Annotated in this window: 9 protein-coding genes; 5 read left to right on the forward strand and 4 right to left on the reverse strand. The window is 63.9% G+C overall.

What is annotated here, in order from left to right:
• Position 1 precedes the first annotated feature (1 nt).
• The 5 genes from D3242_RS01755 to D3242_RS01775 all read left to right on the forward strand — a co-directional run bounded on the left by D3242_RS01755 (position 2) and on the right by D3242_RS01775 (position 8,478).
• A complete protein-coding gene (locus tag D3242_RS01755) occupies positions 2–277 on the forward strand; it encodes a sarcosine oxidase subunit delta (RefSeq protein WP_038645274.1) in 276 nt (91 codons plus the stop codon).
• Positions 277–3,258, forward strand: coding sequence for a sarcosine oxidase subunit alpha (locus D3242_RS01760; RefSeq protein ID WP_064983217.1), 2,982 nt, complete (start codon positions 277–279; stop codon positions 3,256–3,258). Before D3242_RS01755 ends, D3242_RS01760 begins: the two co-directional genes overlap by 1 nt.
• Positions 3,251–3,877, forward strand: a complete 627-nt coding sequence (locus D3242_RS01765; protein WP_038652306.1) for a sarcosine oxidase subunit gamma — start codon at positions 3,251–3,253, stop codon at positions 3,875–3,877. The genes D3242_RS01760 and D3242_RS01765 overlap by 8 nt, the downstream gene beginning before the upstream one ends.
• Positions 3,878–4,144: 267 nt before the next feature.
• On the forward strand, positions 4,145–6,514 hold the full coding sequence (locus D3242_RS01770) for a trimethylamine N-oxide demethylase (RefSeq protein ID WP_064983219.1): 2,370 nt from the start codon (positions 4,145–4,147) through the stop codon (positions 6,512–6,514).
• A gap of 254 nt (positions 6,515–6,768) precedes the next feature.
• On the forward strand, positions 6,769–8,478 hold the full coding sequence (locus D3242_RS01775; protein WP_064983221.1) for a trimethylamine N-oxide permease: 1,710 nt from the start codon (positions 6,769–6,771) through the stop codon (positions 8,476–8,478).
• A 67-nt stretch (positions 8,479–8,545) separates the two neighbouring features.
• Here the strand turns inward: D3242_RS01775 and D3242_RS01780 are convergent, their stop codons facing one another.
• The 4 genes from D3242_RS01780 to D3242_RS01795 form a co-directional block, all read right to left on the reverse strand.
• Entirely contained in the window at positions 8,546–9,895 is a 1,350-nt protein-coding gene (locus D3242_RS01780) for an LLM class flavin-dependent oxidoreductase (RefSeq protein ID WP_064983222.1), read from the reverse strand.
• 189 nt (positions 9,896–10,084) lie between these two features.
• Positions 10,085–13,225, reverse strand: a complete 3,141-nt coding sequence (locus D3242_RS01785) for an efflux RND transporter permease subunit (RefSeq protein ID WP_019856849.1) — start codon at positions 13,223–13,225, stop codon at positions 10,085–10,087.
• Positions 13,226–13,467: 242 nt separating this feature from the next.
• A complete protein-coding gene (locus D3242_RS01790) occupies positions 13,468–14,610 on the reverse strand; it encodes an efflux RND transporter periplasmic adaptor subunit (protein WP_064983224.1) in 1,143 nt (380 codons plus the stop codon).
• A 54-nt stretch (positions 14,611–14,664) separates the two neighbouring features.
• Entirely contained in the window at positions 14,665–15,273 is a 609-nt protein-coding gene (locus tag D3242_RS01795; protein ID WP_064983225.1) for a TetR/AcrR family transcriptional regulator, read from the reverse strand.
• Positions 15,274–15,437 lie beyond the last annotated feature (164 nt).

Raw genomic sequence — 15,437 nt, forward strand, 5'->3', positions numbered from 1 at the left:
CATGCGCATTGTCTGTCCCTTCTGCGGCGAACGCGAACTCGGCGAGTTCACCTATCTCGGCGACGCCAAACCGGTGCGGCCGGCGGCGGATGCCGGTGAGGAAGCGGTCTACGACTATGTCTATCTGCGCGACAATGTCGCCGGCGTGATGAGCGAGAACTGGTATCACGGCGGCGGCTGCCGGGCATGGCTGAAGGTCACCCGCAACACGTTGACGCATGAGATTTCCGCGGTCGAGCCGGCTGCGGGCGCCGGTGCGGCGAAGGTCGGCGCGTGATGGCCGGCGCGCAGACAAACCGGTTGGGCAATGGCGGTCTCATCGACCGCTCGGAGCCACTGAACTTCCGCTTCGACGGCAAGACTTTCTCCGGCTTCCAGGGCGACACGCTGGCCTCAGCGCTGATCGCCAATGGCGTCAAGCTGGTCGGCCGCTCGTTCAAATACCATCGCCCGCGCGGCATCCTGACCGCAGGTTCGGAAGAACCCAACGCGCTGGTCGAATTGCGCACCGGCGCACGGCGCGAGCCGAACACCAAGGCGACGACGGCCGAACTCTATGAGGGGCTCGAGGCCGCCAGCCAGAATCGCTGGCCGTCGCTGCGCTTCGACGTGATGTCGGTGAACCAGCTGTTCGCGCCGATCTTCGTCGCCGGCTTCTACTACAAGACCTTCATGTGGCCGGCGAAGTTCTGGGAAGCCATCTATGAGCCGGCGATCCGCCGCGCCGCCGGCCTCGGCCGCGCTGCGGGCGTCGCCGATCCCGACCACTACGACAAGGCCTGGGCGCATTGCGATGTGCTGATCGCCGGGTCCGGTCCGGCCGGTCTGGCGGCGGCGTTGGCCGCCGGCCGCAGCGGCGCCCGCGTCATCCTGTGCGAAGAGGATTTTGCGTTCGGCGGCCGCCTGCTGTCGGATGGCGGCACGATCGATGGCCTGCCGGCCGCCGAATGGCTGTCGCGGACGCTGGCCGAACTGGCGGCAATGCCCGATGTCCGCATCATGACCCGCACGACGCTGTTCGGCGTCTATGACGGCGGCACCTATGGCGCGCTGGAGCGGGTCAACGACCACCTGCCCTCGCCACCCGAACATCAGGTGCGCCAGCGGATGTGGCGCATCGTGGCCAAGCGCTGCGTGGTCGCGGCCGGCGCCCTCGAGCGACCGATCGTCTTTGCCGGCAACGACACCCCCGGCGTGACGATGGCTTCGGCAATGCGAACCTATGTCGGACGCTATGCCGCCGCTCCTGCAAAGCGCATCGCGCTGTTCACCAACAATGAGGATGGCTGGCGCACGGTCGAGACAGCACTCGGCGCGGGATTGCAAATCGCGGCGGTGATCGACGCGCGGCCTGACGTGTCGCCCGCACATCGCTCGCTCGCCTCCAAGGGTGGCTTCCCGGTGCTGCACGGCTCCGTGACCGGCGTCGATGGCGGCAAGGACGGCGTCAAAAAGATCGCGGTGTCGCTGACCGGCGGCGCACGCGCCGAAGTCGAGGCCGACGGGCTGGCGGTTTCCGGCGGCTGGAACCCGGCGGTCGGGCTCACCTCCTATCATCGCGGCCGGCCGAAATGGCGCGACGACATCGCCGCCTTCGTGCCCGACGGCGCGCCTCCCGGCATGGTCGCGGCCGGTGCGGCCAACGGCGATTTCGGACTTGGCATCTGCCTCGCCCAAGGGTTTGCCGCCGGCGCGGCCGCGGCACACCATGCCGGACACAATGGCAAGGCAGGCACCGCGCCTGTCGCCGACGACGAAGCTTTTTCGCTGACGCCGCTCTGGCACGTCACCGGCAAGGGCAAGGCCTTCGTCGACTACCAGCACGATGTCACCGCCTCCGACATCGAACTGGCGCAGCGCGAGGGTTTTGAATCGGTCGAGCATCTGAAGCGCTACACCACGCTTGGCATGGCGACCGACCAGGGCAAGACGTCCAACGTCGCCGGCCTCGCCATCATGGCTGCGGTGACCGGCAAGTCCATTCCTGAGACCGGCACCACCATCTACCGGCCGCCTTACGTGCCGGTCGCCATCGGCGCCTTTGCCGGCCATCATCGCGACGAGACCTTTCATGCGACGCGGCTGACGCCGTCGCATCACTGGGCCGCCGAACAGGGTGCTGTTTTCGTTGACACAGGACTCTGGAAGCGGGCTCAGTGGTACCCCCGCGCCGGCGAGAAGGACTGGCTGGAATCGGTGACGCGCGAGGTCAAGGCGGTGCGAAGCGGCGTCGGTTTCTGCGATGTCTCGACACTCGGCAAGATCGACGTGCTTGGCCCGGATGCCGGCGCCTTCCTCGACCGCGTCTACATCAACACCTTCTCCAACCTCGCGGTCGGCAAGGCGCGCTATGGGCTGATGCTGCGGGAAGACGGCATCGTCTATGATGACGGCACGACGTCACGGTTGGCCGAGGATCATTATTTCCTGACCACCACCACGGCCAAGGCCGGACTGGTGATGCAGCATCTCGAATTCTGCCGGCAGGTGCTGTTTCCCGAGCTCGACGTGCAGCTGACCTCCGTCTCCGACCAGTGGGCGCAGTTTTCCATCGCCGGCCCGAAGACCCGCGACCTGCTGAAGGAGATCGTCGACCCGACGGAGGACCTGTCCAATGAAGGCTTTCCGTTCATGGGCGCGCGCGAAGTCGCCTTGCGCGGCGGCATCAAGGCAAGGCTGTTCCGCATCTCCTTCTCCGGCGAGATGGCGTTCGAGATTTCCGTTCCGGCACGCTACGGCGAGGCGATGGCGCGCAATCTGATGCTGGCCGGCAAACCGTTCGGCGTCACGCCTTACGGCACCGAGGCGCTTGGCGTGATGCGCATCGAAAAGGGTCACATCGCCGGACCGGAACTGAGCGGCACGACAACGGCCGCCGATCTCGGCCTAGGCAAGATGATGTCGACCAAGAAAGACTTCATCGGCCGCGTCATGGCCGGCCGCGAGGCGCTGGCCGCGCCCGACCGGCAGGTCGTGGTCGGCATCAAGCCGACGGACAGAGCGCGCCGGCTGCGCTCGGGCGCGCACATCATCCCGAAGGGGCAGACGCCTGGGCCAGGCAACGACCAGGGCTATGTCACCTCGGTCTGCTTCTCGCCGACATCAGACCAGTGGATCGGGCTCGCGCTTGTCGAGCGCGGACGCGAGCGCATCGGCGAGATCGTCCATGCGCATGACCCGATACGCGGCGAGGACTATGACGTCGAGCTCTGCAATCCCGTTTTCTACGATCCGGATGGAGGGCGCCAGCGTGGCTGAGTTTTCCTGGGACGTTCGCAGTCCGCTCGATCGCGTGCTCGCGGTCGGGCGGTATGGCGCGCATGGCGATGCCGGCGTGACGCTGACCGAGATCCGCAATTTCGACCTCGTCCAGGTGATGGCGCGGCGCGGCAAGACGGCGGAGCTGGCCAAGGCCGCCAAAGTTCGCTTTGGTGTTGCCGCTCCAGAAACGCCGAAGGCGGTCGGCACGGCTGATGCCACGCTGATCTGGTCGGGACCGGATCAGTTTTTCATTCTGTCGAAGGGACGCAAGCACGCGATGGCGGCGCTCGCTCCTCTCCGTGCTGGATCGGCTTCACTGTCCGACCAATCGCATGCGCGGGTGCTGATCGCCGTCTCCGGCGCCAAGGCGCGAGCGATGTTGGCCAAGATGTCGTCTATCGATCTGCATCCCAGTGTGTTTGCTGTCGGTGCGGCGGCGGCCACGTCGATGGATCACACCAGCGTCACGCTGTGGCGCGGGAATGATCAGGCAGATGGGCAGGCTGTGTTCAACGTGCTGGTGTTCGCGACTTTCGCCGAAAGCCTATGGCACACGATGCTGGATTCGGCTGCTGAGTATGGCGTGGTTGTCGGGCATTCAGAAGATTTGGCGTAGCGCTCGTGCGCGCTCCTCCCTTCTCCCCTTGTGGGAGAAGGTGGCCGAGCGAAGCTCGGTCGGATGAGGGGTGTTCCAGCTTGGTAATGACGGCACTCCGTCACGCACCCCTCAACCATCTCGGCACTGCGCGCCGATCCACCTTCTCCCACAAGCGGAGAAGGGAAGATGCGCCCTTCGCCTTGCCAAACGCAATCGCGCTGCTATTCTTGCTGCTAAAATAATTTCACACACAGGCAAACTTGTTTCTCGAACCGCAAGGCTGAGATGAGCCAGTCGCCCTACCCAACAATCACAGCCGGACCGCCGCGACCGAGCCTCATCCTGAGGCCCGGCCAGATCGCGCTGCCGCCGGGCCTGGAACGCTACACGATCCAAGGCAATGGCGCGGTAGTGATCGAGGTCGAAGCCGGCGACACGATCACGGTGCGCAATGTCGAAGGCGGCCAGGCCTGCGAGTTGCTGGCCTGGGACACCACAGGCATCACCGATCCCGGCATCTTTGGCGAGAAATCCAACAGCAATGCCGCGGGCATCAAGGCGCTCCTCGCCGAGGGCGATGACAGCCTCGCGTCCCTGCGCCGCGGACTGGCGCGCCGGCAGGTGGTGCTCGATCAGGCAAAGGCGCTGCGCGTGTTCGGCAGCACAACACCCGCCGGTACGGAACAGAGTTTCACAGTCACGCGCGACGGCTCTATAATCATTGCTGCGCCCGGCGGGCCGATGCTGGTCGACGGCCATGATACGGCGACACCGCTCACCGTCATCGTGCGCCGCGCCACGATCCGCCTGAAAACAAAATCGCAGTTGGCCAATCCCCTCGCCGATCCGGTGCTCGATCTGCGCGTCCATTCGGCAACGGCGGAATCCTACTTCGTCAAGGCCGGCGACTATTTGCAGATCATCGATGTCGACGGGCGCCAATGCACCGATTTCCAGTGCTTCTCGGCGCGCAAGCTGGACAAGGGCCTCGACCATCCGCTCGATGTGACGACGACCCGCACGCTGATGGGGTCGAGCTATCCGATGCCCGGCCTGCATTCCAAATATTACGACCAGGACATGGAGCCGCTGGTCGAGGTGGTGCAGGACACATGCGGCCGGCATGATGCCTTCGCACTGGCGTGTGCCGCCAAATATTACGACGATATCGGCTATCCCGGCCACACCAACTGCTCGGAGAATTTCAACAGCGCCCTGTCGGACAAAGGTGTGAACCCCCGCGCCGGCTGGATGGCGATCAACTTCTTCTTCAACACGGCGATCGATGCGCATGGCGTGATGGTTTCCGACGAGCCATGGTCGCGGCCGGGCGACTATGTGCTGCTCAGGGCGCTGACCGACATCATCTGCGTCTCCTCCGCCTGTCCCGACGACACGACGCCGGCCAATGGCTGGGATCTCACCGACATCCATGTGCGGACCTATTCCGGCCAGCACAAATTCTCGCGAGCGATCGCCAGACGCATGACGCCCGATTCGGAACCGAAAATGACCCGCGAGACATCCTTTCATTCGAGCTTTGCCAAGCACACCCGCAATTTCTCGGAATACAGGGGCTACTGGCTGGCCAATTCCTTCGCTAGGGAAGGCGCCATCGCCGAGTACTGGGCCTGTCGGCAGGACGCCGTGATCATGGACCTGTCGCCGCTCAGAAAATTCGAGGTCACCGGCCCGGATTCCGAAGCGCTGCTGCAATACACGCTGACCCGCGACGTGAAAAAACTTGGCGTCGGCCAGGTCGTCTACTCCGCCATGTGCTACGAGCATGGCGGCATGATCGATGACGGCACGCTGCTCAGGCTCGGCAAGGACAATTTCCGCTGGGTTGGCGGCGACGATCTGTCCGGCGAATGGCTGCGCGAAACGGCGACAAAGCTCGGCCTCAACGTGCTGGTGCGGTCGTCGACCGACCAGATGCACAATGTCGCCGTACAGGGTCCAAAGAGCCGCGATATCCTTAGAGAAGTGATCTGGACTTCGCCGCTGCAGCCGTCGATCGATGAGCTCGAATGGTTCCGCTTCGCGGTCGCCCGCATCGGCGGCGGCAACGGCATTCCGATCGTCGTCTCGCGCACCGGCTATACCGGCGAGCTCGGCTATGAGATCTGGTGCCATCCGCGCGACGCCGAAAAAGTGTTCGACGCCATCTGGGAAGCCGGCCAGCCGCACGGGCTGAAGCCGATGGGGCTGCAGGCGCTCGACATGGTGCGCATCGAGGCCGGGCTGATCTTCGCCGGTTATGAATTTTCCGACCAGACCGATCCGTTCGAGGCCGGCATCGGCTTCACCGTGCCGCTGAAGAGCAAGACCGACGATTTCATCGGCCGCGACGCGCTGATCCGACGCAAGGAGAACCCGCAGAACAAACTGGTCGGGCTCGACATCGACAGCAATGTCGCGGTCGGCCATGGCGATTGTGTGCATGTCGGACGTGCCCAGATCGGCGTCGTCACCTCGGGCATGCGCTCGCCGGTGCTGAACAAGAACATTGCGCTGGCCAGGCTCGACGTCACCCATGCGGCTGTTGGTACCGAAGTCGAGATCGGCAAGCTCGACGGCCATGCCAAGCGGCTGCCGGCGCGCGTCGTCGCCTTCGCCCATTACGATCCGCAGAAGACCAGACCTCGCTCGTGACTGCTGCCTTCCGGACAGGCAAAACCGGGCGCCGGCGGTGCCGCGAGACGTATTGTTGCGTACGCGCGCAAGCGTGATGTGCACGGCGTCACAAAACGCTTGACGTGAAAGCGCGCCGGATCAATCTTCACTCCTAAGAAAAAAATACGACTGAGTGGAAACACCGGAGTCGTAAGGTCATGTGCCGGGGAGCAAGCTTCGCAAAGCCGAGGCATCGCTGGCGGGGAACACTGGAAAAAGGGGAAGTCACTGACATGAGCACCATAAGCACGGCCCTCGAGCAGCCTGCCGAAAGCAAGCTGCTCAGGCATATCGACTGGCGCGGCGCCTTCTGGGTGGCGAGCGGCGTTCCGGCGCTGGTCCTGTTTTCGATCGGCGGCATCGCCGGCACGACGGGGACACTGGCTTTCCTGATCTGGACGGTCTCCATGATCATGGGCTTCCTGCAATCCTTCACCTATGCCGAGATCGCCGGCCTGTTCCCGAACAAGTCGGGCGGCGCCTCTATCTACGGCGCCACCGCCTGGCTGCGCTACTCCAAGTTCATCGCGCCGCTGTCGGTGTGGTGCAACTGGTTCGCTTGGTCGCCGGTGCTGTCGCTCGGCTGCTCGATCGCCGCAGCCTATATCCTCAATGCGCTGGCGCCGGTGCCGTTGTTCACCGAGACCTCGCCTGATGTCGTCGCCTATATAGCGGCGCATGCCGGAACGGCGCCCGCCGACGCCATCACCGCGGTGACCGCGGCCGCGACACCGGCGATCCGCAACTGGACGCTGTACAGCCACACGCTGGGTCCGGTTTCCTTCACGCTCAACGCGACCTTCTTCATCGGCGCGGTGCTGATGCTGATCATCTTCTCGATCCAGCATCGCGGCATCCTCGGCACGGCCAATGTGCAGAAATATATCGGCCTGCTGGTCATCATCCCGATGCTGATCGTCGGCGTCGTGCCGATCTTCACCGGACAGATCAACTGGGCCAACTTCTCGCCGCTGGTGCCGCTGGCCGCAGCCTATGCGCCGGACCCGGGCGCCTGGAACATCGCCGGCTGGACGCTGGTGCTCGGCGGCATGTTCATCGCCGCCTGGTCGACCTACGGCTTCGAAACCGCCGTCTGCTACACCTCCGAGTTCAAGAACCCCGGCACCGACACGTTCAAGGCCATCTTCTATTCCGGCCTGCTCTGCATGCTTCTGTTCATCCTGGTGCCCTTCACCTTCCAGGGCGTGCTCGGCTTGAACGGCATGCTGGCGACACCGATCGTCGACGGCTCCGGCGTGGCGGATGCACTGGCCGGCATGGTCGGCGGCGGCAAGATCATCCACAGCCTCTTGGTGATGCTGATGATCCTGGCGCTGGTCCTGTGCATCATGACGGCGATGGCCGGCTCCTCGCGCACGCTCTATCAGGGCTCGGTCGATGGCTGGCTGCCGCGCTATCTCAGCCACGTCAACGAACATGGCGCCCCGACACGGGCGATGTGGACCGACCTCTGCTTCAACCTGATCGTGCTGGCCATCGCCTCGGCCGACGCGACGAGCTTCTTCTTCATCCTCGCCGTGTCGAATTGCGGCTACATCATCTTCAACTTCCTCAACCTCAATGCCGGCTGGATCCACCGCATCGACAACGGCCATATCGCACGGCCGTGGAAAGCGCCGACCTGGCTTCTCGGGATCGGAGCGATCTTCGCCTACGTCAACGCCATCTTCATGGGTGCCGGCGCCAAGGTGTGGAACCCGATGGCGCTGTGGGCTGGGCTGATCACGGCGGCGCTGATCATCCCGGTGTTCTGCTTCCGCCACTACATCCAGGACAAGGGCAAGTTCCCCGACCACATGCTGGCCGATCTCGGCATGACGGGAGCGGACCTCGCGGTGAAGAAAGCAGGCATGCTGCCCTATCTGACGCTGGTCGCCGGCGTGGCGGTGATGCTGATCGCCAACTGGATATTCGTCATCTGACAGGCCGATTTATCAGACATAGGGCGCGCTTCGGCGCGCCCTATTTTTTTGGTCTCAAGCCGAGACCTCAACCAGCCTTGCGGATCGTCGTCTTCTCGAAGAACCGGTTGGGCGGACGCTTCAGACCGAGATTCTCGCGCAGCGTCGATCCCTCATACTGCCGCCTGAAGATGCCGCGCCGCTGCAGCTCGGGCACCACCTTCTCGACGAAATCGTCGAGCCCGGCGGGTAAATAGGGAAACATGATGTTGAAGCCGTCCGATCCCTCGGTGACCAGCCATTCCTCCATCTCGTCGGCAATGGTTTGCGGCGTGCCGACGAAGGCGAGGCCGGAATAGCCACCCAGCCGCTGGGCAAGCTGGCGCACCGTCAGGTTTTCGTTCCGGGCAAGCTCGATGACGCGCTCGCGGCTGCTCTTCGAGGCATTGGTCTCCGGTATTTCAGGCAAAGCGGCGTCAGGATCAAAAGCCGACGCATCATGCCCAAGCGCGATCGACAGCGAGGCAATGCCGCTCTCGTAATAGACCAGGCTGTCGAGCTTCGCCCGCTTGGCCCGTGCCTCCTCGACACTGTCGCCGACGATGACGAAAGCACCAGGCAGGATCTTGATGTCGTCGCGGGAGCGGCCGAGTTTTTGTGCCCTGCCCTTGACGTCGGCAAAGAAGCGTTGCCCGGCGGCAAGATCGCCATGAGCGGCGAAAATCACCTCCGCCGTCTCGGCCGCCAGCTGCCGTCCGGCTTCCGAGGCACCAGCCTGGACGATGACCGGCCAGCCCTGTACCGGCCGCGCAATGTTGAGCGGCCCGCGCACCGAGATGTGCTCGCCCTTGTGGTCCAGCACATGCAGTTTGGCGGGATCGAAATAGAGCCCGCTTTGGGCATCGCGGATGAAGGCGTCGTCGGCAAAACTGTCCCACAGGCCGGTCACGACATCGTAGAATTCCCGCGCCCGGTGATAGCGCTCGTCATGCTCGACATGTTCGTCCAGCCCGAAATTGAGCGCCGCATCCGGGTTGGACGTGGTGACGATGTTCCAGCCGGCACGGCCGCCGCTGATATGGTCGAGCGACGCGAAACGGCGCGCAATGTGATAGGGCGCGTCGAAGGTCGTCGACGCGGTGGCAACGAGACCGATATGATCGGTGACGGCGGCCAGCGCCGACAGCAGCGTGAACGGCTCGAACGAGGTGACGGTGTGGCTGCGGCGCAGCGCCTCGATCGGCATGTTGAGCACGGCCAGATGGTCGGCCATGAAGAAGGCGTCGAACTTCGCGGCTTCCAGCGTCTGGGCGAAGCGCTTCAGATGCGCGAAGTTGAAGTTGGCGTCGGGATAGGCGCCGGGATAGCGCCAGGCGCCGGTGTGCAAGCTGACCGGGCGCATGAAGGCGCCAAGCCGCAATTGCCGTTTTTCTGTCATGGAAAGACACCCTGATGAGGACGAGCGTTGCCGCTCCGGTGTCGCGCAGGATGGAACCGCTTTGCGGCCCTGGGAAGGAATTCTGTTTTGCAGAATCGGCAGCGGGGAGCATTTTCATCGGCGCAACGGAGCAGCCGTCACGCCGCATCATCCGCCATAGCCGATGGCGGATGATGCCATAGAACAGCTCTATTCCGCGGCCAGGGCCAGTTGCGGCCGCTCGGTCGCCAACTCTGGTTCGGGCGCCTGCTCGCTGTTCACCGCCTTCTTCGGCTCGCGGCCGAAGAACAGCGCGTAACCTGCCGGCAGCACCAGGATGGTCAGCACGGTGGCAACCACGATGCCGCCCATCATGGCGTAGGCGAGCGGGCCCCAGAACACGGCGCGCGATATCGGGATCAGCGCCAGCACCGCCGTCATCGCCGTCAGTACGATCGGCCGGAAACGGCGCACAGCCGAGCCGATGATGGCCTCCGAGCGCTCCATGCCTCTGGCGATGTCCTGGTCGATCTGGTCGACCAGGATGATCGAGTTGCGCATGATGATGCCGAGCAGCGCGATCACGCCGAGGATGGCGACGAAGCCGAACGGCGCACCGCTGATCAAAAGCGCGGCAGCCGCACCAATGATGCCGAGCGGACCGGTGGCCAGCACCAGCATCGCCTTGCCGAAGTTCTGCAGCTGGATCATCAAGAGCACCACGATGATGGCCAGCATGATCGGCGCCTTGGCGGCGATCGAGGCCTGGCTTTCGGCCGAATCCTCGGCACCGCCCTGGATCTCGATCTTGTAGCCGGGCGCCAGGCCGTCGCGCAGGCCCTGCATGTCCTTGTACATCTTGGTGACGACATCGTTGGACTGCACGCCGTCGGGCAGCGTTGCCCTCACGCTGATGGTCGGCAGGCGGTCGCGGCGCCATTCGATGCCTTGCTCCAGCACCGGCACCACCTTGGCCACCTGCGACAACGGCACGAAGCCGCCGAAATCGGTCGGGATATACACCGAGTCGACCGAGGACAGCAGGCTGCGGCTGGCATCCGGCTCGCGGGCAACGATGGAGACCGTCTCCTCGCCGTCGCGGAAGTCGTCGAGCGGCGCACCGGCCATGGTCGCCTGCAGCATCTGGCGGATGCGTTGCGAGGTGACGCCTAGCGCCCGGGCGCGATCCTGGTCGATGACCAGCTTCATCGCCGGCACCGGCTCAAGCCAATCGTCATGCACCGCGCCCAGCAACGGATCCTCGCGGAATTTCGCCTTCACCTGGTCGGCGATGCGGCGCACCTCCTGGCGGTCGGGACCCATGACGCGCATCTGAACCGGCCAGCCGGTCGGCGGGCCGAGGAACAGGCGGTCGACCTTGGCGCGGATCGAGGGGAAATCCTCGGCCAGAACCGTGCGCAGCTTGACGATCAGCCGCTCGCGCGCCGGCTCGTCATTGGCCATCACCAGCATCTGGGCGAAGTTTGGGTTGCGCAGTTGCTGGTCGAGCGGCAGGAAGAAGCGCGGCGCGCCCTCGCCGATATAGGTGGCGATGAAGCGCTTGTCCTTGTCGTCCATCATCTTGGCTTCCAGCGCCTTGGCCTGCGCCTCGACCTCCTTGATGCTGGTGCCTTCCGGCAGCCAGAGGTCGACCAGGATTTCCGGCCGCGACGATTGCGGGAAGAAGTTCTGCGGGATGAACTGGAACGCCCACAGGCTGGTGCCGAAAGTCACCAGCGTCATGACGAGCACGATTATGCGGTGGCGCACCGCCCAGCCGACGGTCGAGCGCAGCCGGCGGTAGAAGCGCGTGTCGAAGACATCATGATGGCTGCCGGCATGCTTGCGCTGCTTGAGGATCATGTTGCCGAGCCACGGGGTGAAATAGACCGCGACGAACCACGAGACGATCAGCGCGATGCCGACGACATAGAACAGGGTGCGCACATATTCGCCGGCCGTGGAGGCGGCGAAGCCGACCGGGATGAAGCCGGCGGTGGTGATCAGCGTGCCCGTCAGCATCGGGAATGCGGTCGATGTATAAGCGAAGCTCGCGGCCTCGATCTTGACCAGCCCCTCCTCCAGCTTACGCTCCATCATCTCGACGACGATCATGGCATCGTCGACAAGCAGGCCGAGCGCGATGATCAGGGCGCCCAGCGAAATACGCTGCAGGTCGATGCCGAGCTCGTACATGATGGCGAAGGTAGCGGCCAGAACCAGCGGAATGGCGATGGCGATGACCAGCCCCGAACGCCAGCCGATCGACAGGAACGAGACGACAAGCACGATCAGCAGCGCCTCGCCGAGGGCATGCATGAATTCGGCCACCGCATCCGTGACGACGCCCGGCTGGTCGGAAATCTGGTCGACCGACACGCCATAGGGCAGCGCTTCTTCAAAGCGCTTGTAGGTCGCCTCGACATCCTTGCCGACATCGGTGACCTTGAAACCCTTGGCCATGACGACGCCAAGCTGCACGCTGTCATGACCGTTGAAACGGTATTTGCGCTGGAAGGGATCCTCGAGCCCGGAGGTCACGGTGGCGATGTCGCCGAGACGGGTGACTTGCCCGCCGGCACGCAGGCGCAATTCCCTGATATCGGCGGCCTTGGTGACGTCGCCTTCGACGGAGATGCGCACCGAATTGACGCCGGTGTCGACGGCACCGGCCGGATCGACATTGTTCTGGCCCTTGATAGCGTTCTGCAGGTCGGGCAGCGTCAAGCCACGCTCGGCGAGCGCCTTGGACGAAACGTCGATATAGAGCTTTTCCGGCTGATCGCCAATGATGACGGCCTTCTCGACGCCAGGCGTGGTCAACAGCATGTCGCGCGCCTGGATGGCGAACTTCTTCAGCTCCGGATAGGAGAAGCCGTCACCGCTGATCGAATGCAGGGTGATGAAGGTGTCGCCGAACTCATCGTTGAAATAGGGACCGAGCAGGCCTTGCGGCAGGTCGCCGGAAATGTCGCCGACCTTCTTGCGCACCTGATAGAAGGCGTCCGCCACCTCGGCGGCGTTGGTGTCGCCCTTGATCTGCACGGTGATGATGGCGCTGCCGGCGCGCGTGAAGGATCGCACGAAGTCGAGATGCGGTGTTTCCTGCAGCTTGCGCTCGATCTTGTTGACGACCTGGTCTTCCATCTCCTGGATCGAGGAGCCCGGCCAAATCGCCTGCACGACCATTACCCGGAAGGTGAAATCGGGGTCTTCCTTCTGGCCCATGCGCATCAGGCCGAGGGCTCCGGCGATGATGATCAGCCCGAACAGGAAGCGCGCGATGGAGGGATGGCCGATGGCCCAGCGCGACAGGTTGAAGGGCCGCTTTTCTTCAGTGGAGGTCGTCATCGTTGCAGGTCCACTTTGCTTGTTTGCCGGCGCCTGGCACTTCGAAGAAGCGCCGCGCGCGAAACGAAATCATCTGCGTTCGATCTGGCTTCCGGGCGGCGAGGCCTTCCGAGCGGAGAGACACTCATCGCGGTGGGACGCTAAGTCGATGCGGGGGTACATCGGCCGTGACGTCTCAACCTTCGGGCGCACGCCGCCCGGAAACCTGCGGCCGCGAGAACGCGCGGCCGACCTATCTGTCCTCAGCGCAGCCGGCTGGCGTCGTCGCCCTCGGCGGACGCTGATTGCTGCGCCACGCCGCCGGCGAGCTTCACCCTGAGATTCTCGGTCATGAACTGCGTCCCCGCGGCGACCACGATATCGCCGGGCTTCAATCCCTCGGCCACACGCACGCCATCGGCGGCGAACTTGGCAACCGTCACCGGACGGGCATGAACGGTGTCGGCGCCACGATCAACGGTCCAGACGATCGACTGGCTGTCTTTCTCAGCCAAGGCGCTCAAGGGGATCGAAACCAGTTGCTTCTCGTTGGCGGCCGAGGCCTCGATATTGGCGGTCATGCCTAGAAGCACGCGGGAATCATTGGGCAGGCTGACACGGACGGCGAAGGTGCGCGACTGCGGATCGGCGCTGCCGGCAACCTCGCGGACCTTGCCGTCGAGCGCCAGCGTGCTGTCGGACCAGAAGCCCGCCTTGACTGACTTGCCCGGCTTGAACTCGGCGATCTCCATTTCCGGCACCGCGATCAGCACTTCCTTTTCGCCGTCGACCGCGACAGTGACCACAGGCGTGCCGGAGCCGACCACCTGGCCGACATCGGCGTTGACAGCCGTGACGATGCCGTCCCTGTCGGCCTTGAGGTCGGTATAGCCGACCTGGTTCTTGGCCTGGTCAAGCGACGAACGGGCGGAGTCGCGCGTGGCGACCGCCTGGTCATGGGTCAGCGTCGCCTGTTCGAGCTGCGATTTCGGCGCGAAGTTTTTGGTGAAAAGCTGCTCGGCGCGCTTGCGCGCTAGCTCCGTCGTCTCGACCTGCCGTTCGGCGGCATCAAGCGCTGCCTGCGCGCTTTTTACCGAAAGGTCGTAGTCGGTGGGATCGATACGGGCGAGCACATCGCCCGGCGCCACGTGCTGACCGATGTCGACAAGGCGCTCGGTGATCTTGCCGTTGACGCGGAAAGCCAGGGCGCTTTCGGTGCGGGCCCGCACGGAACCCGAATAGGAGAGCATGCGGGAGTCATGCACCTGGGCGATTTCGACGACCTTGACCGGGCGGATGATCTCCTTGACCTCGGCCTTCTCCTGGCTGCAGCCGGCAAGCCCAAGCGCCGCGACGAACAGGCCCGCGACCGGCAACCGGCGGATAATGGAATGGGACAAAGACACCTTGGCACTCCCGAACTGGAGATGAACTGTCGACCGGCGCCCGGCGGGCGGCGGCTATTTCTTCAAGGCCTTGATCGCATAGTCGATCAGGTCGTCGGGCATCGCCCGGTTGGTCTTGGCAAGGCACTGCGCCACCATCTGCGGATGGCAAAGGATGATTGTGGCGGCGCCGAAGCAGCGTGACGCGGTCACCGGGTCCTGCTCGGCGAACTCGCCGGTCTCGATACCCTCGCGTATCACCTCCGCGAAGAGATCGTGGATGCTGTCGATGTGCTTGTCGATGACGCCCCAGTCGCGCTCCAGCGCGACGATGACCATCTCATGGACCTTCTGCGCATCGAGCATGGTCTCCAGCGTCATCTTGTATTGCGCATGGATGTAGCGACGAAGCCGCTCCTCGGCACCAATCGGCAGGCGCATGATCTCGTAGGCCATGTTGTAGCTGGCCCCGAGCATCCGGCCGCACACCGCCTGGTGGATTTCAACCTTGGAGGCAAAGAAACGGTAGATGTTGGCCGGCGACATGCCGAGCTCGCGGGCAATGTCGGCAACATTGGTCTTACCGTAGCCGTAGTGCCGGAACAGGCGCTCGGCGCAGTCGAGAATGCGCGTCACATTCTCCTGTCTGGCGGCATCGACCATGATGTTGGCGGCTTCGGACATAGCTCTTTCGTTTGACAAGTGACGAATTTCAATTTTCGTCAGTCGTAAATTGAAGAAGATGGGATGTCAACGCGAAATCGACGTACGCGTACAAGATAGTGACAGATGGTGACATCCAACAGACGTCACCAAGCGGCCCAAGGATGCGGGCAACTCAACATATT

It is taken from the genome of Mesorhizobium jarvisii (genome assembly GCF_003601985.1).
Taxonomy (GTDB): domain Bacteria; phylum Pseudomonadota; class Alphaproteobacteria; order Rhizobiales; family Rhizobiaceae; genus Mesorhizobium; species Mesorhizobium jarvisii.